We start from the raw sequence: 20,990 nt of genomic DNA, 5'->3' as shown, positions 1-20,990 counted from the left end.
ATGACGCCGTCGGAACTGGGTCAGGAGTGAGTGGATGCCGGAACTTCCCGAGGTCGAGGCGTTGCGCGCCTTCCTCACCGACCACCTCGTCGGCCACGAGATCGTCCGGGTGCTGCCCGTGGCGATCAGCGTCCTCAAGACGTACGACCCGCCGCTCACCGCCCTCGAGGGGCGCACCGTCACGGCCGTGGGGCGCCACGGCAAGTTCCTCGACCTCGACGCGGACGGCCTGCATCTGGTCACCCACCTCGCCCGCGCGGGCTGGCTGCACTGGAAGGACCGCCTCCCCGACGGCACGCCACGCCCCGGCAAGGGCCCCCTCGCGCTGCGCGTCGCCCTGGAGACGGGGGAGGGCTTCGACCTGACGGAGGCGGGCACGCAAAAACGCCTCGCGGTGTACGTGACCGGCGCCCCGGCGGAGATCCCGGGCATCGCCCGCCTGGGCCCCGACCCGCTGGCCCCGGACTTCGACGAGGCCCGCTTCGCCGCCCTCCTGTCGGGCGAACGCCGCCAGATCAAGGGCGCGTTGCGGGACCAGAGCCTGATCGCGGGCGTCGGGAACGCGTACAGCGACGAGATCCTGCACGTGGCCCGCATGTCCCCGTTCAAGCTCACGTCCAGCCTCACCGAGGAGGAGGTCCACGGGCTGTACACGGCGCTGCGGACCACGCTGACCGAGGCGGTGGAACGCTCGCACGGCGTCGCGGCGGGCCGCCTCAAGGCGGAGAAGAAGAGCGGCCTGCGCGTCCACGGCCGCACCGGCGAGCCGTGCCCCGTGTGCGGCGACACCATCCGCGAGGTCTCCTTCAGTGACTCCTCGCTGCAGTACTGCCCCACCTGCCAGACGGGCGGGAAGCCGCTGGCCGACCGGAGGATGTCGCGGCTCCTGAAGTAGCCGCGCGCGAGGCCGGGTTCAGGGCCGTCGCAAGGTCAGCAGGCGCTGTCCGTCCGTCGTGCGCACCTCGTAGCGTGCGATGTCCTGGCGGGGCAGTGCCGCGCCGCCTCGGGTCGAGAGGGCGGCCCACGGCTCGTCCGCGGGCACCTTCCACGTCGTCACCGTCTGCTCGGAGCCGTCGGTGCCGACGGCGACGAGCTCGCAGACATGGGCGCCTACCGGGTCGCTGATGCGCAGCCCGACGTCCGTGCCCCAGTCGCGGCCGCGCGCGGTCAGGGTCGCGGAGACGCCGGTGCGGCCGTCCCGGGCGGAGATCTGTTCAGGGCCGGGCCCCTCGGCGCGCAGGATGGCGGCCGCGGGAGCCGCCAGCGCCAGTGTGACGCCGGCCGCGACCACGCACAGCCACCGTCTGCGCCCGGCCCCGCGCAGCCGCACGGCCTCGGCGAGCAGCCGGTCGAGGAGGCCGGGGCCGGGCACGGCCAGCGGGTCCACGCGCGGCGGCGTGAGACGGTCGTAGGCCGCCAACTGCTCTGCTGCCGGGCCGAGTTCCGCCACCAGGGCCCGGCACTCGGGGCAGTCCATGAGGTGGTCGTCAAAGCGGAAGGTGTCCGCCGCGTCGAGGACACCGAGCGCGTAGGCGCCGGCGTCGCGATGCCGCTCCAGGGACCTCATGGCGTTCCTTGCGTGACGAGACGGGCAGGGGGTGCTTCCTGCCCTCCCGTACGCAGTGGACCGCCGAATCACTCAAGTCATGGGACGCGAACACACGCGCGGGGCGTCAGAACAGATGGATCGCCAGGTGTCCGAGCGGCAGCCCCAGGCGCCAGGCCGCCGTCCACACCTTGGGGCCGTCGTCCTCGCCGCACGGCGAACCACCGCCCGGCACCGCGTCCAGATCGGGTGCGAGCAGCTCCGTCTCCTCCAGCCATCGCCATGCCAGGTCGGCCAGTTCCAGGTCGGGTGCGGGTTCACCGGAGGCGACCGCGTCCGCCGTGAGCACGGCCATCCGTTCGCCGACCCAGTCCAGCCACGGCTGGTCGTAGGCAGTCAGGGACAGCCAGGTCTCCAGCTGCGAGACCACGCGGATGCCCGACAGCTCTCCATTCGTGTCGGAGAGGAAAATAGTCAGGGCCAGAGCATCACGCCCCGCGCGGTATTCGAAAGATGTCGGCGGCATCAAATCGCCGGTGCGCAGCAATTCGTCCGCGATGTACTCGGCGTACAACCACGCCATCGGCACGGCCAGTTCGCCACCACTCGGCCCCTCCGTGTTTCCTCGGCTCTCGTGCAGCATCCCGTCTCGCCTTCCTCCGATCCGTGCGCGTCGCCGGCCTCTGGCCCCCAATCCGGAACACGGATGAGGACAGCCGATTACCAGAAGGGGGCGCTGAGCAAGGCGCTTTACGGAGCCTTGACCCGGCTCTCGGTTTCGTCGCAGGTCGGAGCCGGTCTGTTCTTCGTGTCACATGGCTGGATGATTTACATCCTTTTCGGGGAGTATGACGGCATTGCTGCTTGACTCGACAGTGTGTCCGAATGTGGATTCGTTTCGCCGAATATCCCCCATTCACGGAGCCTGGTCGATGACGCAGCGAACACCACGGAAAACCGCCGTTCTGACCGCCGTAATGATCGGAGCCGCACTCGCCACGACCGCCGCCTGCACGGCGAATGCGGACCCCGAACAGGAGCGGAGTCCGAAGCACGGAAGCGAAAGACACCCGGAAGGCACCCGGGAGGGAAATCGGGACGCCTCACCCCCCGCCCCGTCGGCCGCCGGCGGCGCTCAAGAGGCCCGGCGCGCCTTCACGCTCGTCGCCTCCGGGGACGTGCTCCCGCACTCCTCGATCATCAGCAGGGCCAACGCCGACGCGGGGGGCGACGGATACGACTTCGAACCGATGCTCAAGGGCGTCAAACCCGTCGTGTCCAAGGCCGATCTGGCGATCTGTCACATGGAGACGGTCTACGGCGAGAACGGCGACTACACCGGCTACCCCAACTTCAAGTCCCCGCCCCAGATCGCCCACGCCCTGAAGGCCACCGGCTACGACGCCTGCTCCACCGCCTCCAACCACACGCTCGACGACGGCGCGGCGGGGGTGCGCCGGACGCTCGGCGCGCTCGACAAGGCAGGCGTCAAGCACGCGGGTTCGGGCCGCACGGCCGCCGAGGGCAGGTCCCCCGCCTGGCTGAGCGCGGGCGGCGCGAAGGTGGCGCAGCTCGCCTACACGTACGGCACGAACGACTATCCGCTGCCGGAGGGCAAGCCCTGGACGGTCAACCTCATGGAGCGCGAGCGGATCATCGCGGACGCGCGCGCGGCGCGGAAGGCGGGCGCGGACGTGGTCGTCGTCTCGGTCCACTGGGGCACGGAGTGGCAGGACACCCCGGACAGTCAGCAACTGAGCCTGGGCAAGCAGCTCACGGCATCCCGGACGCGGGGCCGCCCCGACATCGACCTGATCCTGGGCACCCACGCGCACGTCCCGCAGGCGTACGAGAAGGTCAACAAGACCTGGGTCATCTACGGCATGGGCGACCAGATCGCCGGCGACATGATCAATGACGAGGGCGCGCACGACCCGCGGGGCAATCAGGGCACGATCGGCCGCTTCACGTTCGCCCCGCCCGCGGCGCCCGGCGGACGCTGGGAGGTCAGGAAGGCCGAGTTCATCCCCCAGTGGTTCGACACGGGGACGGGACGCGTGACCAACCTGAACGCGGCGCTGGACCGTGGCGCCGACGTCTCCGCCGTCCGCGACCGCATCCGGCGGATCGTCCTGGGCCGGGGCGCGGGCAAGGACGGCCTGGTCATGGGCCAGTAGACGGGGCGCCGCCCGCGAGAACCCTCCGCATGTCACAGACGTCCGGGGCTGCCTCGTCTCTGGAATGAGAGGCAGTTCCGGACGTCCGTATCCGGACGCCAGGTGTCCGGAGACCGGGAAGGTGATGCGGGATGCGCGTTTTTGTGGCCGGGGGGACCGGAGTCCTGGGGCGACGCCTGGTGCCCCAGCTCGTGGCCAGGGGGCACCAGGTGACGGCCACGACGACGAGCGCGGCCAAGACGGCCCTGCTGGAGCGGCTGGGTGCCGAGGCGGTCGTGATGGACGGGCTCGACGCCATGTCGGTCGGCGAGGCGGTGGCCGGGGCCCGGCCGGACGCGGTCGTGCACCAGATGACCGCCATCTCCGTGGCGCACGCGGGCAAGCCCGACATGAAGCACCTGGACCGCTGGTTCGCCACCACGGTCCGGCTGCGCACCGAGGGGACGGACCACCTGCTGGCCGCCGCCGAGGCGACGGGCGTGAGCCATGTCGTCGCACAGAGCTACGCGAGCTGGAACGGCATCCGCCGGGGCGGTTGGGTGAAGACCGAGGAGGACCCGCTCGACCCCGAGACGGGCACCCTGGCGCGCGCGGGGGCGGACGCGCTGCGCCACGTCGAGACCGCGGTCGTCGAGGCCGGCGGCGCGGCTCTCCGGTACGGCGGGCTCTACGGCCCCGGCGCCACCGACGACCAGGTCGAGCTCGTGCGCAAACGGCAGTTCCCGCTCGTCGGCGGCGGGGCGGGCCACAGCTCCTGGGTGCACCTCGACGACGCGGCGAGCGCTACCGTCCTGGCCGTGGAGCAAAAGGCGAGGGGTGTGTTCAACATTGTCGACGACGAACCGGCTCCGGCGAGCGAGTGGTTGCCGTATCTGGCGGCCTGCGCGGGCGCGAAGCCTCCGATGCGGGTGCCCAAGTGGCTGGCGCGGCTCCTGGCCGGGGACGTGGCGGTGACGATGATGACCGAGGGGCGCGGTTTCTCCAACGCCAAGGCCAAGCGGGACCTCGGCTGGGAGCTGTGCCATCCCTCGTGGCGCCAGGGATTCAAGGAGGACCTCAGGTGAACCGGACCGAGGAGTTCGAGGAGCTGCGGCCCCTGCTGTTCGCGATCGCCTACCGGATCCTCGGCAGCGTGAGCGAGGCCGAGGACGCGGTGCAGGAGAGCTGGCTGCGCTGGGAGGCCTCCCCGACGGAGCCCCGGTCGACCAAGGCCTTCCTGTCGGCGGTGGTCACCCGGGTCTCGATCGACGTGCTGCGCTCGGCCCGCGTCCGGCGGGAGGCGTATGTCGGGCCGTGGTTCCCCGAGCCGCTCCTGACCGACCCCTACCAGGACCCGGAGCGTTCGGCGGAGCTCGCCGATTCGCTGTCGATGGCGGCGCTGGTGCTGCTCGAACGGCTGACCCCGCTGGAGCGCGCGGTGTTCGTGCTGCGGGAGGTGTTCGGGTTCGGCTTCCCGGAGATCGCGTCGTCCGTGGAGCGCTCGGAGTCGGCATGCCGCCAGCTCGCCGTGCGGGCGCGGCGGCACATGGACGCGGGCCGGCCCCGGTTCGAGGCCGACCGCAGGGAGCGGGAGGAACTCGCCGACCGCTTCTTCGGCGCGTTCAGGGAAGGCGACGTGGACGGGCTGCAGGAGCTCCTGGCCGCCGACGTCACCATGGTCGGGGACGGCGGCGGCAAGGCACCGCAGTTCGCCCGGAGCATCGTCGGCGCCGCGAACGTGGCCCGGGTGTTCGCCACGCTCGCCCCGCAGTTCCTCAGCATCGGCGTCGTGGTGGAGCCGCGCCGGATCAACGGCCAGCCCGGCGCGATCTTCCGGGACCGGGACGGCAAGGTCGTCAGCACCTTGGTCCTTGAGTTCCTGGACGGGCAGATCCAGACGATCCGCTCGGTGCTCAACCCCGACAAGCTCACGCACGTGGGCCCGGTGGCGGACGCCTGGGCGCTCAAGCGGGAGGCGGGCGAGGCCCGCAGGCCACGGACCGGCCGGCAGGGCTGAACCGCTCCGGTGGGGGCGGCCGGTGGGGGCGGCCGCGCCCCGGCCGCCCCCACCGGAGGACGTCTCAGCCGATCCGCACCAGCCACCCTCGCCCCGGCTCCACCCGCATCGCCTCACCCGCGGCGAACCTCCGCTCCGGCTGGAACCCCTCGACCGCGGGAGCGTACGCGGCGACGGGCCCGCCCTCCGAGGAGAGCACCACGTCCACCGCCTCCGGTGCCCACGAGGCGAGCGCCGTCACGGTCCCGCCCGGCCCCTCCCACGTGGTGGCGAGGATGTCGTCCCGCCCGGTCCGCACCGGCGGCGTGCCGGTGGCCCACCACCCCGTCATCTCCGCCTCCGGGAGCCGGAGTCGGTCGAAGGCCCGCCACAAGGGCCGTACGTCCGTCATGGGCGCCCGCGCGGTCATCCCGAAGACGAGTCCGCGCCAGGGATTGCCGCCGCCCTCCAGCATCTCGCCCATCAGGCCGAAGGGGATGCCCGAGATCTCCACGAGCCAGTACGCGGGGTCGGCTCCGGCGGACCCGTCCGCGCCGTCGTAGTCGAAGAGCTCGCCCAGCCAGAGCCGGTCGACATAGGGCAGCAGCTCCGCGTACAGGTTCGCGCTCGAGGCGAAGCCGTCCGGCTCGCGGAACTGGTTGCAGGAGTGCAGGTCGACCAGGGGCGGCGTCTCACCGGACGCGGAGAGCACCTTCCGGACCCGCTTCATGGTCGTCCGGTCGTACGCCACGTCGTCGAGGTAGAGCCCGTCGACGCCGACGACCCTGCGCAGCCGCTCGATCCCGTTCACATAGGAGTTGTGCCACCGCGAGTCGCCGGACGTGACGACCGCGACGTCCCCCACATCGGGCGCCACCCACCCGGGCACGTAGTCCCCGCCCAGATGCTCGCGCAGCCACGCGTGCCCGCCCCCGGGGCCGGGCGCGAAGATCTCGTCGCCCAGCGACGCGAGCACCGGCAACTCCGTTGTGTGGCGCGTCAGTTCACGCACGGTGTCGTACACCTTGACCTGGATCCCGAGCCGGTGCGCCTCCTCGGTGTAGGAGCGCAGGGCGTCCGCGCCCAGGAGCGGGTCGTTGATGTACGGATTGGGCGGCGTGGCATGGTGCAGATTGGCGACGTTCGCGCCGTACTCGGCGATCTCCGGCGGTGACGCGTACGCGTGGAAGTAGCGCTCGGACAGCTGCCGTGCCGGGTCGAGCGGCTTGAACGGGGTCAGGAGCAGCCGGAATTCAAAGCACCGGCTCTCGCCCGCGCGCAGCATGAGCGCCCCGCTGAAGGCGGTGAGGCGGCGCACCCCCTCGCTCGTCCGCAGCCGCACACCGCCCGCCCCGTCGCCCGCCCAGGAGCGCGGGGTGCGCAGGGGCTTCTCGCGGTAGTAGTTGGTGTTGAGCGGCCGCGCGTAGTGCTCGTCACGAAGGCTGAGCTGGAGTCCTGCCGCCGGGTCGCCGAGCCAGAACGCGTCCTGGTTGCGGGTGGGCGTGTCCCACTCCCAGTCGTACGCCGCCGGGCACGCACGGCCGGTCAGTCCGAGCCCCATTGCGTACCGCGCGACCTCCTCGTGGACCGGCACCTCCAGTGTCACGTCGAGCTGGGTGTCGGCGGTGGCCTCCACGGCGGCGCGGATCACGAGGAAGCCGTCGGCCTCCAACTCGCCCTCGGTACGCAGGATTACGTCCTGTCCGGCGGCCCGCGCCGACCAGCACACCCGCGCCGGGCCCGGCCGGTCCAGGCTGAGCGGCCCGTGCTCCAGGGGGCGGCCGAGGTCCAGGGTGACGGGCGCGGCGAGCAGGTCGCGCGGCGGTCCGTCGGCGCGTGTGACGCTCGGTGTGAAGGTGGAGACCAGCCGCCGGGGGAGCCCCTCGGGGCCGAGCTCGACCGTGCGGCCGAGCAGCGTCAGCCGCTGTCCGCCGGCCGTGGCGGCCGTCTCGACCGGGGTGAACGGCGCCACCGGCTCGTCGTCCTGGGCGAGCGTCGAGTCCAGCCATCCGAGTCGCGAGAGCCGCGACGGTTCACCGGCACCGCCGTCGCGGACGAGGTCGGGGCCGACGGTCAGGCGCAGCGGCAGCACCCGCTCCGGGACACCGGCCGCGCGTACGGCGACCTCCCCCTCGTACCGGCCGGGCCGGGTGTCCTCGGGCACGTCCACGCCGAACCAGAGCGATCCCGCGCGCCCCTCGCCGACCGTGACGCGCCGTTTGAAGGCCCGGCCGCGGGCGTCGGTGCCGCCCGTGCTGACACACCGGGCGGAGAAGGGCAGCCCGCGGATCTCGGCGCGCACATCGGGCAGCTCCTGGAGCGCGTACACGCCGACCTGCACCGCGTAGAACTCGCCGCGTTCCGCCGTGACGTCGAGTGGCGCGAAGGGGGTGGCCAGCGCCCAGCGTGCGGGCAGCCGTTCGTAGCGGCCCAGCGGATGGGCGCGGTCCTCGCCGAAGAGCAGCAGCCGGGCGTCGCCGTGCTCCTGCCGGAGGCGGGCGCATTCGTCCTCGGTGGCCGCGAAGCCGAGCGGCGCGAAGGAGTCGACCGCGCTCGCCGCCTCGTAGCCGAAGGCCTCGGCGCGCGGCAGCTTGTCCCATCCGGAGTCGTCGTGCAGGCCGCAGCGGTGGACCCAGCCCGGGTCCGCCGTGCGCGTCGGGGGCCGGTAGGCGGCCTGCGGATAGTAGGGCTTGCCCGTGTGCGCGTACGGGAGGTAGTGCACGGCGTAGGTGCCCGGGCCGTCCACCGGCTCGAAGGCGATGCGCCCCACCTCGCCGGTGACCTGCACGGCGACGGTGTTGCGCACGCGTTCCCCGGACGGCCCGACCACGATCACGTCCACCGCCGCGGGGTCCGGGTCCTGGCGCCGCCACGGAAGTTCGGCCGCCACGGCGGGTGCCGCGGTGTCGGAGGCTTCGGCGCGCACGAGAAGCCGGTGGTTACCGTAGACGTCGCTGTCCCAGGATCCGATCCCGCATGCCAGCTCCGGATGACCAGTCTCACCCATCTGTGCTCCCCCAAGGGCGCTATTTATTAGGTAAGTTTCTCAATCGCTCCGGGTCACCCTGGAGATCAACCGACCGCGCTGTCAAGGGGGACGCCTTGAATCGCGGAGACCGGGAGCGGAGTCCATGAAGAAGGAACCCATGAGCCCCACGAGTGCTGCGGGCGCCACGAGCACCACGGGTGCCATGAGCGGTGACCCGTCGCTGCTGCGCCGCCTCAACGCGGCCGCCGCCCTGCGGGTGCTGCGCGAGCGGGACGAGATCACCGTGCCCGAACTCGCCTCCCTCATCGGGGTGTCGAGGCCCACGGCCCAGGACCTCACGGCCCAGCTCCTGCGCGAGGGCCGCCTGGTGGAGCTGACGCCGGGCAGCGGCAGTGTGGGCAGGCCCGCCCGCAGGTTCCGCTTCCGGGCCGAGGCCGCCCATGTCCTGGGCGTGGACATCGGCGCGCACAAGATCCTGGTGCACGCCGCCGACCTGCTGGGCCGCACCGTGGCCACCCAGCGGGTCGCCGTCACGCCCGAACTCCCGGCGGACCGGCGCCTCGACGCCGTCCGCGAGGCGATCGCGGGCTGTCTGGCCCAGCCTGCCGCGACGAACGTGCGCCCGCTGGCGACCGGCGTCGGCACCAGCGGCATGGTGGACGCCGCGGGCCGGGTCGTGGAGAGCGACTCGCTGCCCCAGTGGACGGGCCTTGACCTCACCAGGGAACTCGCAGACCCGGGCCACGGCCCCGTCGTCGTGGGCAACGACATCCAGCTCGCGACGCTCGCCGAGTGCACCGGGGGAGTGTCGGTGGGCGCGGGCGACTGCGTGTACCTGTATGTCGGCAACCGGCTCGGCATCGGCCTCTGGCTCCGCGGCGAGCTGCACCGCGGACACCGTGGCGCGGCGGGGGAGATGGTCGCCGGGGACGGCTGGGAGCGGTGCTACCAGCGGCTCCTGGACTGGTTCGCGGGGCACGAGGGCGCGGACAGGCCCACGCGTGAGAACGCCGCCCGCGCGGTGGTGACCGCGGCGGCGGCGGGCGACGGCGGGGCCCGGTACACCCTGCGTGCCTTCGCCGAGGCGCTGGCCGACAGCCTGGCCCGCCACGTCGCCGTACTCGACCCGCAGTCCGTCGTGCTCGGCGGCGGCATCTCCCGGGCGGGCGCCCTGCTCAGCGAGCCGTTCGCGGCACGGCTCGGCGCGCTCTGCCCCTACCGGCCGACGGTCCAAACCTCCGTACTCGGCGAGGAATCCACCGCAATCGGGGCAGCTCGTCTCGCACTGGAGCACATCGACCACGCCGCGGAGAAAAGTCCAACTCTCTAGGACCGGCAGGTGGTTGACGGGCGGGAGTCACGCTTCGATGATGTGGCTCTCTTTCGGCAAGTTGGCTTCTTAATTGGCCGGCTCTCGACGGCCGTCCCGGCTGTCGGCTGCCATTTTTCTGTTCCGTCGTGCCGCCAGGCCAGGGAGTACGTGTGACATCCCCAGCAACGCAACGCAGGCCACGCGCCGCGTCGCCGCCACCGTCCGTGTCGGATCCGAAGTCCCCGAACCCGCCGCGCCACCGCCGCGTCCCACTCCGCGTCCGACTGCGGAACAACTGGGTGATGCTGGCCCTCATGGCCCCTGGCCTGCTGTTCTTCCTGCTGTTCTTCTATCTGCCGATGCTCGGCAACGTCATCGCCTTCCAGGACTACCAGCCCTTCATCGGCTTCAAGGACAGCCCCCTGGTGGGCCTCGCCAACTTCCAGGAGCTCTTCGCCGACCCGGCGTTCTGGGAAGCGGTCCGCAACACCCTCGCCTTCGCCGCGCTCCAGCTGATCTTCTTCTTCCCGGCACCGCTGGCCCTCGCCCTGCTCATCAACAGCCTGGTCAGCCCGCGCATCAAGAAGTTCGTGCAGAGCGTCGTCTATCTGCCGCACTTCATCTCCTGGGTCCTGGTCGTCGCGCTCTTCCAGCAGGTCCTCGGCGGAGCCGGTCTGTTCAGCAACTACCTGCGCGACCACGGCATGTCCGCCCTGGACGTGATGACCGACCCCAGCACCTTCTCCCTCCTCATCACCGGCCAGGTCATCTGGAAGGACATCGGCTGGGGCATGATCATTTACCTGGCGGCGCTGGCGAGCGTCGACCAGAGCCTGTACGAATCGGCGGCCGTCGACGGCGCCGGACGCTGGCGCCGCATGTGGCACGTCACCCTGCCCGCCGTACGCGGCGTCACGATCATGCTGCTCGTGCTCCGCCTCGGTGACGTCCTGTCCGTGGGCTTCGAGCAGTTCCTGCTTCAGCGCGACGCGGTCGGCGCCCGCGCCTCGGAAGTCCTCGACACCTACATCTACTACCACGGCGTCGTCTACGGCGACTGGGGCGTCGGCGCCGCAGCCGGCCTGGTCAAGGGCGTCATCGGGGCCTTGATGATCTACGGCGCCAACAAGGTCGCCCACGCCTTCGGAGAGCACGGGGTGTACAGCAAATGAGCAGCTTCGGATTTCCCCTGCGATCGCCGCGCACCCGCGAGGAGCGGCCCGCCTGGGAGGAGCCGCCGACGAAGATCGGCTCGACCGCCAAGGCCGTCGTCATCACCGTCATTTGCGCCGTGATGATCCTGCCCTTCCTCACGGTCCTCTCCACCAGCCTCGCATCGCGCGAGGAGATCACCGAGGCGGGCGGCTTCGTCCTCTTCCCCACGGACCCGACCCTGGAGGCGTACCGCACGATCCTCTCCGGCGGCATCGTCTCCCGCGCCGTCGTGGTCAGCGTCCTGATCACGCTCGTCGGCACGGCGCTCTCGCTCCTGACGACGATCGCGCTCGCCTACGGCCTCAGCAAGCGCGGCGTCCCCGGCAGCAAGCCGATCCTCCTGATGGTGCTCTTCACGCTGCTCTTCGTGCCGGGCATGGTGCCGATGTACGTGGTGGTCAAGGAGCTCGGACTCCTCGATTCCTACTGGTCGTTGATCCTCCCCGTCATGATCAACGCGTTCAATCTCGTCGTCCTGCGGGCGTTCTTCATGAACATCCCCGAGGAGCTGTACCAGGCGGCGCGGATCGACGGCGCGGGTGACTGGCGGATCCTGACGCGCATCGTGATGCCGCTCTCCAAGGGCGTCGTCGCCGTCGTCGGCCTCTTCTACGCGGTGACGTACTGGAACGCCTTCTTCAACGCGATGCTCTACCTGAACGACTCGGGCAAGTGGCCCATCCAGCTGGTCCTGCGCACCTACGTCGTCCAGGGCAAGTCCATCTCGGGCGACCAGCTCGGCGTCAGCCACATGCCGCCCCAGCAGTCGATCTCCATGGCGGTCGTGATGATCGCGCTCATCCCGATCCTGCTGCTCTTCCCCTTCCTGCAGAAGTACTTCACCAAGGGCGTGCTCACCGGCGCCATCAAGGGCTGAACCTCCCTCCCTCCGAGCTCCCTCCCCCGAGACCCCCTGACACCTTTCGCGGAGATTCCCATGACAGGCATGTCCCGACGCACTTTCCTGAGCCTCTCCACCGCCGTCGCCGCGGGCGCGGCGGCCACTTCGCTGGCGGGCTGCGGCTCGGGTGCGAAGAAGACCGGCGAGGCGGCGTCGTCGAAGGTGAAGCTGCCTTCGTACGTCCCCTACACCAAGGTCAAGCCCGACCTGCCGCCGAACGCGAAGGGCCTTTCGGCGGGGTTCCTCTCGTACCCGAAGGACCTGGTGCGCAGCGTCCCGAAGAAGCCCGGCGACGGCTCGAAGATCACGCTGCTGACCGAGATCTGGACCCAGCCGCCGGCCCCCGCGGGCTCCAACTCCCACTGGAAGAAGGTGAACAAGGAACTCGGCGTCGACCTGGAGGCGATCCTCGGCACCGACCCCGGCTACGAGGAGAAGTTCTCCGCCGTCATCGCGGGCGGCGACCTGCCCGACCTGATGTGGATACCGCCGAACCAGGGCATCCAGCACGTCGCCGAGCTCCTGGAGGCCAAGTGCGCGGACATCACGGAGTACGTCTCCGGTGACGCCGTGAAGGACTATCCGAACCTCGCCGCGATGACCCCCGCCCACTGGAAGACCGCGGTCGTCAACGGCAAGATCTGGGGCGCGCCCAGCCCGTATCCCGCCTTCGGGCAGGTTTATGGCGGCAACCCGAAGGTCTGGGAGAAGGCGGACGGCTTCTCGGCCACCAGCCCCGACGAGTTCCTCGCCAAGTGCAAGGAGGTCACGGGCGGCAAGGTCTGGGCCCTCGAGCCGATCTACGTCAACGCGGCCAGCGTGCTGAGCCAGTGCTTCGGCGCCCCCAACAAGTGGCGGCAGAACAAGGACGGTTCACTCACCTGGTTCCAGGAGACCGACGAGTACACCGAGGCCCTGAACTTCGTCCTCAGGCTGAAGAAGGCCGGGGTCTTCTACCCCGGCAACCCCAAGATGGCGGACGCGAACACCAAGCTGGCGCAGGGGTCGATCGGTGCCACCGTGCACGCCAACCCCTTCAACGCGCGCCACGACATCCGCGTCCAGGACCCCGGCCTGGCAGCCGAGATCCTGATCCCGTTCGGTGTGGACGGCAAGAAGCCGAAGCACCACTACCACCTCGGCACCATCGGCTACACGGCCATCAAGAAGGGCGACGAGAAGCGTGTGCGCATGCTGCTCGGCGTGCTCAACTACCTGGCCGCGCCCTTCGGGACCACCGAGCGCGAGTTCCTCGAGTTCGGCACCGAGGGCGAGGACTTCACGTACGACAAGAACGGCTTCCCGGAGCGCTCGAAGCAGGGCAAGCAGCAGGTCGAGGGTCTCTTCAGCGGGCTGACCACGGCGACCACCTCTCCTTTCGCGCTGGTCGCCTCGTCGTTCCCGGGCACCGACCGTGCCCAGGACGTCAAGGACGTGTACGCCGCCGAGCAGAAGCTCATCGGGACCGCGATCCAGAACCCGGTCGTCGGCCACTACTCGGACGCGTATACCCAGCACTACGGCCGCATGTCGACGGAGGCGAACGACCTGGTCAACGACATCGTCAGCGGCCGCAAGAAGCTGAGCGAGTGGAAGCCCTTCTGGGCGGAGTGGCGGAACAAGGGCCTGGAGCAGATGGCGCGGGAGTTCCAGAAGTCCATCGAGAGCGCCTGACCCCCGGCCCGCCCAGTCGCGGCCCGCGACCCGCGTCCCGGCGCACCGCGCCGTCCCGGGACGCGGGTCTCGGTTCACGGAGCGACGGGTTTGTGGAGGAAGCCGGTCAGCGGTGCGAGGACCTTCCAGTCGAGCGTTTCGTAGAGCGCCCGGCCCGCGACGGTCGCGCCCAGGAGGCCGGTGTCCGCACCGCTCTCGATGGCCGCGTCGGTGAGTGCGCCCATCACGAGGGTGCCGAGGCTGAGGCGCCGGTGAGCCTCCTCGGTGACGATCTGGTCGAAGACGCAGGCGCCACCCGTCAGACCGGTCTGACCGCGCGCGGCGAGTTCCCCGTCGGCGGCCAGCACGCGCACGGTGATCACACCGTCGGCGGCCTCGGTGGTGGCCGTGTAACCGTCGGGTGCGCGCACGGCGGACGGCCGCAGGTCGACCGCCATCAGGAAGCCGGGGTCGGTCGGCTCCCACTCGGGCGGGAACCAGGGCTCCATGACGTCCGGTTCGAGAAAGGCCTTGACGCAGGTGGTGGGTTCGGTGACCGAGCCGATGAGCCCGCGGGCCGTCCCGGTATCGGCGTCGAGCAGGACGTGACGGACCGTCTGGGTCGGCAGCCCGACCTGGATGCTCAGCCCCCACGGTTCGTCCACCGGCCTCGGCGTCCTCCGCGAGACGGTCCATCCCTCGACCCACGCGCGCGCGAGCTCCCCCATCAGAACACCCCTCCCAGTAATGACTGAAACCCGAAAGTGGATGTTACACAAGCTCCCTGCTCGTGTGCGCGCCGGCCGGAGCCCGGCCCTTCCGGAGCCCGGCCCTCAGGGAACGCGGTCGGTCTTGGCGAGCTCCGACTTCCGGTAGGAGTAGCCGAAGTACACGATGAGGCCGACCACGAACCACACCGCGAACCGCACCCACGTCTGCCACTGCAGGAACGTGATCAGCCAGATGGAGAAGACGACCCCGATGGCGGGCACCACCGGCATCCCCGGACAGCGGAACGTACGCGGCAGGTCGGGCTGCTTGTAGCGCAGCACGATCACCGCGACGCACACCACGACGAAGGCCAACAGGATGCCGATGTTGGTGAGTTCGGCCGCCTCGCCGATCGGCAGGAACCCGGCGATGGCCGCCGACGCGAAGCCGACGATCCAGGTCACGCGGGTCGGCACGTGCCGGGTCTTGTGCGTCTTGGCGAACCACTTCGGCAGCAGCCCGTCGCGCGACATGCTGAACCACACGCGGGTCACGCCGAGCATGAAGGTGAACATCACGGTGAGGATGCCGATGATCGCGCCGACCGCGATGACATCGGCGAGACCGCCCAGGCCCACCGACTTGAAGGCGGTGGAGAAGCCGCTCTCCGGGTCGATGTCCTTGTAGCTCTGCATGCCCGTCAGGACCAGGCAGGCCAGCACGTACAGAACCATCGAGATCGCGAGCGAGTAGAGGATCGCCTTCGGCATGTGGCGCTGCGCGTCCTTGGACTCCTCGGCGGCGGTGCTCATCGCGTCGTAGCCGAAGACCGCGAAGAAGACCGTCGCCGCACCCGTGAACGCCCCGCTGACACCGAAGGGGAAGAACGGCTTGTAGTTCCCGGTGTTGATGTGGAAGAAGCCGACCGCGATGACGATGAGCACCACGATGACCTTCAGGACGACCACGATCATCTCGAAGCGGGCCGCGTTCTTGATGCCGAGGGTCAGCAGGTACGCGATGAGCAGGCAGAGCACCGCCGCGAACAGATCGACCCTGTGGCCGTCCCCGGTGCCGGGCGCGCCCAGCATCCAGTTCGGCAGCTCCGCGCCCATGTCCTCGATCAGGAAGTTGAAGTAGCCGGAGATGCCGATCGCGACCACCGCCACGATCGCCGTGTACTCCAGGAGCAGGTCCCAGCCGATGAACCAGCCGGTGAGCTCGCCGAGCACCACATAGCCGTACGTGTACGCCGATCCCGCCTTCGGGATGAGGCCCGCGAACTCGGCGTACGAGAAGGCCGCTGCCGCGCTCGCGACACCGGCGATGAGGAAGGAGATGAGGACGGCGGGCCCGGCCGTGCCGTTGGCCACCGTCCCGGCGAGCGTGAAGATGCCGGCGCCGATGATGCCACCGACGCCGATCGCGGTGAGCTGCCAGAGGCCGAGCGAGCGGGAGAGCCCACCGCCCGATTCCCCCTCGGTCTCTTCGATGTTCTCGATGGGCTTGCGGCGCAGTACGCCATGCCCCATCCGGAGTCCCGCCATGAGCTCCACCTTTTCGCGGACGGCAGTCGGCTGATGGCGGATCATGATGGCGCAGGCATGGGCATGACGGAAGACGCCACACCCCTCATACCTGTGCGGGTTCAGCAGTCTGGCGCCCGCGGGTTACGGCACCACGGTGACGGGCCAGCGGCCCGCCTTGACGAGACGCACCGCGACCGAGCCGACGATCCGGTGGCCCGCCTGCTCGGAGGCGCCGACGACGACGGCGTCCGCCTTGAGGTCGTCCGCCGCGGTGACCAGACCGCTGTAGGGGTCACCACGGAAGGTGTGAAATTCCCAGCGGATGTCGAATATGTCCTTCACCCGCTCGGTCGCCTCCCTGATGTCCGCGATCAGGCCCTCCGCGATCTCGTCCGTCGTCTCGGCCACCGGGGCGCCGAGGGCGGCGCCCGCGGCCATCACCGGCTGGATGTAGACGACGGCGAGCAGGGCACGCTGCCTCCGCGCCAGACCTCCGGCATATGCCGCGGCCCGGAGGGAGGAGTCCGAACCGTCGACGCCGACGACGATCACCTTCGGTCCGTCGGTGCCGCGTTCGAACTGGTGGGAGTGGTCTTCAGTCACAGCCGAGAGGTTAACGGAGAGCGCCGTTCCTGTTGAGGGCGCCCATGGCCGACGCGATGGGCACCGTCTCGACGGGCGGCACCGGCCGACCCTTCCTAGGGTCGGTCCATGAGCATCACCGTGGAGAGGCCGACCGCCGAGCCGCCGCAGCACGCCCGAGAGCGCTTCCTGAGGCGCGTCCCGGAAGGGTTCGCCACCTTCTTCGGCACCCTGGGCCTCTTCTGCGCGATCCTCGCGGTCATCGCCCCGCTGCGCCACCTCCTGCGCCCGGTGGTCCGCGTCCTCGACCTCCTCACGGTCCCGGTGAGCCCCAACCTGGCGTACGCCGTCTTCCTCTTCCTTCTCGCCGCGGCCACCGCAGCCCGCAAGAAGGTCGCGTGGTGGCTGGTCATCAGCTACCTGGGGCTTCTCCTCGCCTTCGACGTACTGGGCATCGCCCTCGGCTACTGGGCGGACTCGCTCCCTTCCCTCGTCGTCTGCGGCATCGCCTTCGTCCTGCTGGTCCTGGCCCGCAAGGAGTTCTCCGCGGACTCCCGCCGCGGCGCGGTCCGGCGGGCCGTCCTGGTGCTCGCCGCGGGCCTCGCCCTGGCGGTCCTGGTCGGCTGGGGTCTCGTCGCGCTCTTCCCGGGGACGCTGCCACGCGGCCAGGCCTTGCTGTGGGCGGCGGACCGCGTCTGCGGCGGGCTCTTCACCGGCGGCGACTACTTCGACGGCAGACCGCCGCGCGCCCTGCACTTCTGGCTCGGCCTGTTCGGCGCCCTCGCCCTCCTGAACGCCGCCGCGACCCTCTTCCGCTCCCAGCGCATGGAAGCCGCCCTGCACGGCGACGAGGAGCCCCGCATCCGCGCGCTCCTGGGCACGTACGGAGCCCAGGACTCGCTCGGCTACTTCGCCACCCGGCGCGACAAGGCCGTCGTCTTCTCGCCCAGCGGCAAGGCCGCCGTCACCTACCGCGTCGAGGCGGGCGTCTGCCTGGCCAGCGGCGACCCCGTGGGCGACCGCGAGGCCTGGCCGCACGCGATCGGCGCCTGGCTCGACGTGGCCCGGCGGTACGCCTGGGCGCCCGCCGTGATGGGCGCCTCCGAGGAGGGCGCCACCGCCTACGCACGCTCCGGGCTCGGCGCGCTCCAGCTCGGCGACGAGGCGATCCTGCAGGTCGCCGGCTTCGACCTGGACGGCCGCGACATGCGGGTCACCCGCCAGGCGGTGAACCGCGTCCGCCGCACCGGCGCCACCACCCGCATCCGCCGCCACTCCACCCTCACCGACGAGGAGATGGAGGAGATCATCGACAAGGCGGACGCCTGGCGGGACACCGAGACCGAGCGCGGCTTCTCGATGGCGCTCGACCGCCTCGGCGACCCCGAGGACGGCGACTGCCTGCTCGTCGAGGCGCTGGACGCCGACGGCCGGCTCATCGCCCTGCTCTCCCTCGTCCCCTGGGGCAAGGACGGCATCTCCCTCGACCTGATGCGCCGCGACCGCGCGACCGCGCCCAACGGCGTCATGGAGTTCATGGTGGCCGAACTCTGCGCGGGCGCGGCCAAGTTCGGGGTGCGCCGCATCTCCCTGAACTTCGCCGTGTTCCGCTCGGTCTTCGAGGAGGGCGCCCGCATCGGCGCCGGGCCCGTCCTGCGGCTGTGGCGCAGGCTGCTGCTCTTCTTCTCCAAGTGGTGGCAGCTCGAAGCGCTCTACCGCTCGAACGCCAAGTACCACCCCGAGTGGTATCCCCGCTTCATCTGTTACGGCGACGCGGGCGCCCTCGCCCGGATCAGCCTCGCCTCGGGCATCGCCGAGGGCTTCGTCTCCGTGCCCTCGCTGCGCAAGCTCTGGGGCAAGGGCCGCGGCTCCAAGGGCGTCACCAAACCCACCAGCACCGAGGGCCTCCCGCCGATCTCCGCCCTCGGCCTCGCGGGCCACGGCGACACCGCGGACGCCGACCCCCTGGCCGCGCTGCCCGACCAGGTCCGCATCCGCCACCGCAAGCTCGAACGGCTGCGCGCCGACGGCGTCGACCCCTACCCCGTGGGCCTCCCGCCGCGCACCCACACCCTCGCCGAGGTGACCCCCGCCCTGACGGGGGAGGAGGTCACGGTCGCGGGACGCGTCATGCTCGTACGCGACTTCGGCGGGGTCGTCTTCGCCGTCCTGCGCGACTGGTCCGGCGACCGCCAACTCGCCCTGACCCGCGACCGGTCGGGCCCCGGCGTCCTGGACCGCTTCACCTCCGGCACCGACATCGGCGACCACATCACCGCCACCGGCACGGTCGGCGCCAGCGACCGGGGCGAGCTCACCGTCTTCGTCACCGGCTGGCAGCTCACCGGCAAGTGCCTGCGCCCGCTGCCCGACAAGCGCCGCGGCCTCACCGACCCCGAGGCCAAGGTCCGCCGCCGCTACCTCGACCTGGTCGCGAGCCCCGGCGCGCGCGACGTCGTACGGGCCCGCTCCACCGCCGTACAGGCCCTGCGGCAGGGGCTGTTGGACCGCGGCTACCTGGAGGTCGAGACGCCGATGCTCCAGCAGATCCACGGCGGCGCCAACGCCCGCCCCTTCACCACCCACATCAACGCCTACGACCTCGACCTCTATCTGCGCATCGCACCCGAGCTGTATCTCAAGCGGCTCTGCGTCGGCGGCATGGAGAAGGTCTTCGAGATGGGCCGCACCTTCCGCAACGAAGGCGTCTCGTACAAGCACAACCCCGAGTTCACGATGCTGGAGGCCTACCAGGCGTTCGCCGACTACGACGTGATGCTCGACCTCACCCGCGAGCTCATCCAGGGCGCCGCCACCGCCGCCTTCGGCGCACCCGTCGCCCGCAAGGCCGACGCGGACGGGCGGCTCACCGAGCACGACATCTCGGGGCCCTGGCCGGTCAAGACGGTCTACGGCGCGATCTCCGAGGCGCTCGGCGACGAGGTCGACGCGGACACCCCACTGCCGCGCCTTCAGCGGCTCTGCGACCGCGCGCACGTCCCGTACCAGCCGGACGACGGCCGCGGTGACGTCGTACTGGAGATGTACGAGCGCCTCGTCGAGGAGAAGACGACTCTGCCCACCTTCTACAAGGACTTCCCGACCGACGTCTCCCCGCTGACCCGCCAGCACCGCACCGACCCGCGCCTCGCCGAACGCTGGGACCTGGTCGCCTTCGGCACGGAACTCGGCACCGCCTACTCGGAGTTGACCGACCCCGTCGAACAGCGCCGCCGCCTCACCGCGCAGTCGCTGCTCGCCGCCGGGGGAGACCCGGAGGCCATGGAGCTCGACGAGGACTTCCTGGACGCGCTGGAGTACGCGATGCCGCCCACCGGCGGGCTCGGCATCGGTGTCGACCGCCTCGTCATGTTCCTCACCGGCCTGACGATCCGGGAGACGCTGCCCTTCCCGCTCGTACGCCGCCGCTGATCCCCTTGGTTGCTGGTCCCATCGGGTGCTTTCGGGGCCCGGCCCGGTGTTGATGTCCCGTGTCGGTCTTCCGCCATGCGACTGATTAGTAATGAAAAAGGATCACATGACTCCAGGGCGTCGCGCACTCCTGCGCGGCGCCGCTGTCTTCGGTCTGGCCGCGACCGCCGGCTGCGCGGGCACGGAGCGGTCGGCCGCTCCAGGACCCACGGCTCCCAGCGGCGCGGCGGCCGGTGGCCCGCCCGCCGCACGCGCCGCCCTCAAGCCCTCCGCGTACCGCCTCCAGCCCATGGCGGGCAACGGCCCGCCGCGCGCCGCACGCGCCCTGCCCCGCGTCCGCAAGGCGCCGATCCTGCGCATGGACGGGCAGGGCCGCACCATCGTGCTGACCTTCGACGACGGACCCGACCCGCTCTACACGCCGGGCATCCTGAGGACGCTGCGCAAGTACGACGTCCGTGCGACGTTCTTCGTCTGCGGCGAGATGGCCGTCGACAACCAGGACCTGCTGCGCGAGATGGCCGACGACGGGCATGTGATCGGCAATCACACCTGGACGCATCCGCTGCTGCCGAAGATGAGCCGCAGCGCGATGCGCGAGGAGATCGAGCGCACCTGCGAGGTCATCGAGGACGCCGTGGGCGAACCTCCCGCCTGGTTCCGCGCCCCCTACGGAGCGTGGAACCGCAACGCCTTCCAGCTGGGCGCCGACCTCGGCATGGAGCCGCTCGCCTGGACCGTGGACACCCTGGACTGGACCGAGCCGGGCACCGCCACCATCATCCGGCGCGTACGGGCCGGTGCGGCGCCCGGAGTCGTGGTGCTCTCGCACGACGCGGGCGGCAACCGTTCCCAGAGCGTGGAGGCCCTGCGGACGTATCTGCCGGAGCTCATCGATTCCGGATACCGGCTCACCGTGCCGAGCCGCCACGGAATGTAGCGGAACGCAGGACGGTATTTCGCCCGCC

General features: G+C 70.8%; 16 protein-coding genes. 10 read left to right on the top strand and 6 right to left on the bottom strand.

Annotation, left to right across the window (positions count from 1 at the left end; all coding sequences use genetic code 11):
• The first annotated feature begins 34 nt into the window (after window positions 1-34).
• Window positions 35-895, top strand: a complete 861-nt coding sequence (locus AB0E78_RS13620) for a DNA-formamidopyrimidine glycosylase family protein (RefSeq protein WP_361831600.1) — start codon at window positions 35-37, stop codon at window positions 893-895.
• Window positions 896-913: 18 nt separating this feature from the next.
• On the opposite strand, the gene AB0E78_RS13615 is transcribed toward AB0E78_RS13620, so the two are convergent.
• A complete protein-coding gene (locus tag AB0E78_RS13615; RefSeq protein WP_361831598.1) occupies window positions 914-1,567 on the bottom strand; it encodes a zf-HC2 domain-containing protein in 654 nt (217 codons plus the stop codon).
• Window positions 1,568-1,673: 106 nt separating this feature from the next.
• Window positions 1,674-2,189: a hypothetical protein gene (locus tag AB0E78_RS13610; RefSeq protein ID WP_361831596.1), complete on the bottom strand. Its 516-nt coding sequence runs from the start codon at window positions 2,187-2,189 to the stop codon at window positions 1,674-1,676.
• 289 nt (window positions 2,190-2,478) lie between these two features.
• Between AB0E78_RS13610 and AB0E78_RS13605 the strand changes: the two genes are divergently transcribed.
• The 3 genes from AB0E78_RS13605 (at window position 2,479) to AB0E78_RS13595 (ending at window position 5,719) form a co-directional block, all read left to right on the top strand.
• Complete coding sequence (locus tag AB0E78_RS13605; RefSeq protein ID WP_361831594.1) at window positions 2,479-3,723, top strand: CapA family protein; 1,245 nt, start codon at window positions 2,479-2,481, stop codon at window positions 3,721-3,723.
• A 131-nt stretch (window positions 3,724-3,854) separates the two neighbouring features.
• Window positions 3,855-4,787, top strand: coding sequence for an NAD(P)-dependent oxidoreductase (locus AB0E78_RS13600; protein WP_361831592.1), 933 nt, complete (start codon window positions 3,855-3,857; stop codon window positions 4,785-4,787).
• Window positions 4,784-5,719, top strand: a complete 936-nt coding sequence (locus AB0E78_RS13595; protein WP_361831591.1) for an RNA polymerase sigma-70 factor — start codon at window positions 4,784-4,786, stop codon at window positions 5,717-5,719. Before AB0E78_RS13600 ends, AB0E78_RS13595 begins: the two co-directional genes overlap by 4 nt.
• A gap of 64 nt (window positions 5,720-5,783) precedes the next feature.
• On the opposite strand, the gene AB0E78_RS13590 is transcribed toward AB0E78_RS13595, so the two are convergent.
• Window positions 5,784-8,705, bottom strand: coding sequence for a glycoside hydrolase domain-containing protein (locus tag AB0E78_RS13590; RefSeq protein ID WP_361831590.1), 2,922 nt, complete (start codon window positions 8,703-8,705; stop codon window positions 5,784-5,786).
• A 139-nt stretch (window positions 8,706-8,844) separates the two neighbouring features.
• Here AB0E78_RS13590 and AB0E78_RS13585 point away from each other — a divergent pair, with 139 nt between their 5' ends.
• The 4 genes from AB0E78_RS13585 to AB0E78_RS13570 all read left to right on the top strand — a co-directional run bounded on the left by AB0E78_RS13585 (window position 8,845) and on the right by AB0E78_RS13570 (window position 13,789).
• Window positions 8,845-10,017 (top strand): ROK family transcriptional regulator, encoded by a 1,173-nt coding sequence (locus AB0E78_RS13585; RefSeq protein ID WP_361831588.1) that lies wholly within the window; start codon window positions 8,845-8,847, stop codon window positions 10,015-10,017.
• Window positions 10,018-10,223: 206 nt separating this feature from the next.
• Window positions 10,224-11,171: an ABC transporter permease subunit gene (locus tag AB0E78_RS13580; RefSeq protein WP_361831779.1), complete on the top strand. Its 948-nt coding sequence runs from the start codon at window positions 10,224-10,226 to the stop codon at window positions 11,169-11,171.
• On the top strand, window positions 11,168-12,091 hold the full coding sequence (locus tag AB0E78_RS13575) for a carbohydrate ABC transporter permease (protein WP_361831586.1): 924 nt from the start codon (window positions 11,168-11,170) through the stop codon (window positions 12,089-12,091). The genes AB0E78_RS13580 and AB0E78_RS13575 overlap by 4 nt, the downstream gene beginning before the upstream one ends.
• A 69-nt stretch (window positions 12,092-12,160) precedes the next feature.
• Window positions 12,161-13,789 carry an extracellular solute-binding protein gene (locus AB0E78_RS13570; RefSeq protein WP_361831584.1) on the top strand — a complete coding sequence of 543 codons (1,629 nt, stop codon included), beginning with the start codon at window positions 12,161-12,163 and terminating at the stop codon, window positions 13,787-13,789.
• A 74-nt stretch (window positions 13,790-13,863) separates the two neighbouring features.
• Here the strand turns inward: AB0E78_RS13570 and AB0E78_RS13565 are convergent, their stop codons facing one another.
• From AB0E78_RS13565 to AB0E78_RS13555, 3 genes are all read right to left on the bottom strand, one after another.
• Window positions 13,864-14,496 carry a GNAT family N-acetyltransferase gene (locus AB0E78_RS13565; RefSeq protein WP_361831582.1) on the bottom strand — a complete coding sequence of 211 codons (633 nt, stop codon included), beginning with the start codon at window positions 14,494-14,496 and terminating at the stop codon, window positions 13,864-13,866.
• Window positions 14,497-14,601: 105 nt separating this feature from the next.
• Window positions 14,602-16,026: an amino acid permease gene (locus AB0E78_RS13560; RefSeq protein WP_361831580.1), complete on the bottom strand. Its 1,425-nt coding sequence runs from the start codon at window positions 16,024-16,026 to the stop codon at window positions 14,602-14,604.
• Between the two features lie 123 nt (window positions 16,027-16,149).
• Window positions 16,150-16,611: a universal stress protein gene (locus AB0E78_RS13555; RefSeq protein ID WP_361831579.1), complete on the bottom strand. Its 462-nt coding sequence runs from the start codon at window positions 16,609-16,611 to the stop codon at window positions 16,150-16,152.
• A gap of 108 nt (window positions 16,612-16,719) precedes the next feature.
• Here AB0E78_RS13555 and lysX point away from each other — a divergent pair, with 108 nt between their 5' ends.
• Together lysX and AB0E78_RS13545 are read left to right on the top strand one after the other, a co-directional pair.
• Entirely contained in the window at window positions 16,720-20,022 is a 3,303-nt protein-coding gene (gene lysX, locus AB0E78_RS13550) for a bifunctional lysylphosphatidylglycerol synthetase/lysine--tRNA ligase LysX (protein ID WP_361831578.1), read from the top strand.
• A gap of 91 nt (window positions 20,023-20,113) precedes the next feature.
• A complete protein-coding gene (locus AB0E78_RS13545; protein ID WP_361831577.1) occupies window positions 20,114-20,962 on the top strand; it encodes a polysaccharide deacetylase family protein in 849 nt (282 codons plus the stop codon).
• The last annotated feature ends 28 nt before the right edge of the window (window positions 20,963-20,990 follow it).

Source organism: Streptomyces sp. NPDC032198 (assembly GCF_040636975.1).
GTDB lineage: Bacteria > Actinomycetota > Actinomycetes > Streptomycetales > Streptomycetaceae > Streptomyces.
Note: the sequence above shows the minus strand (reverse complement) of the source record. Positions and strands in the feature narration are given on the sequence as shown.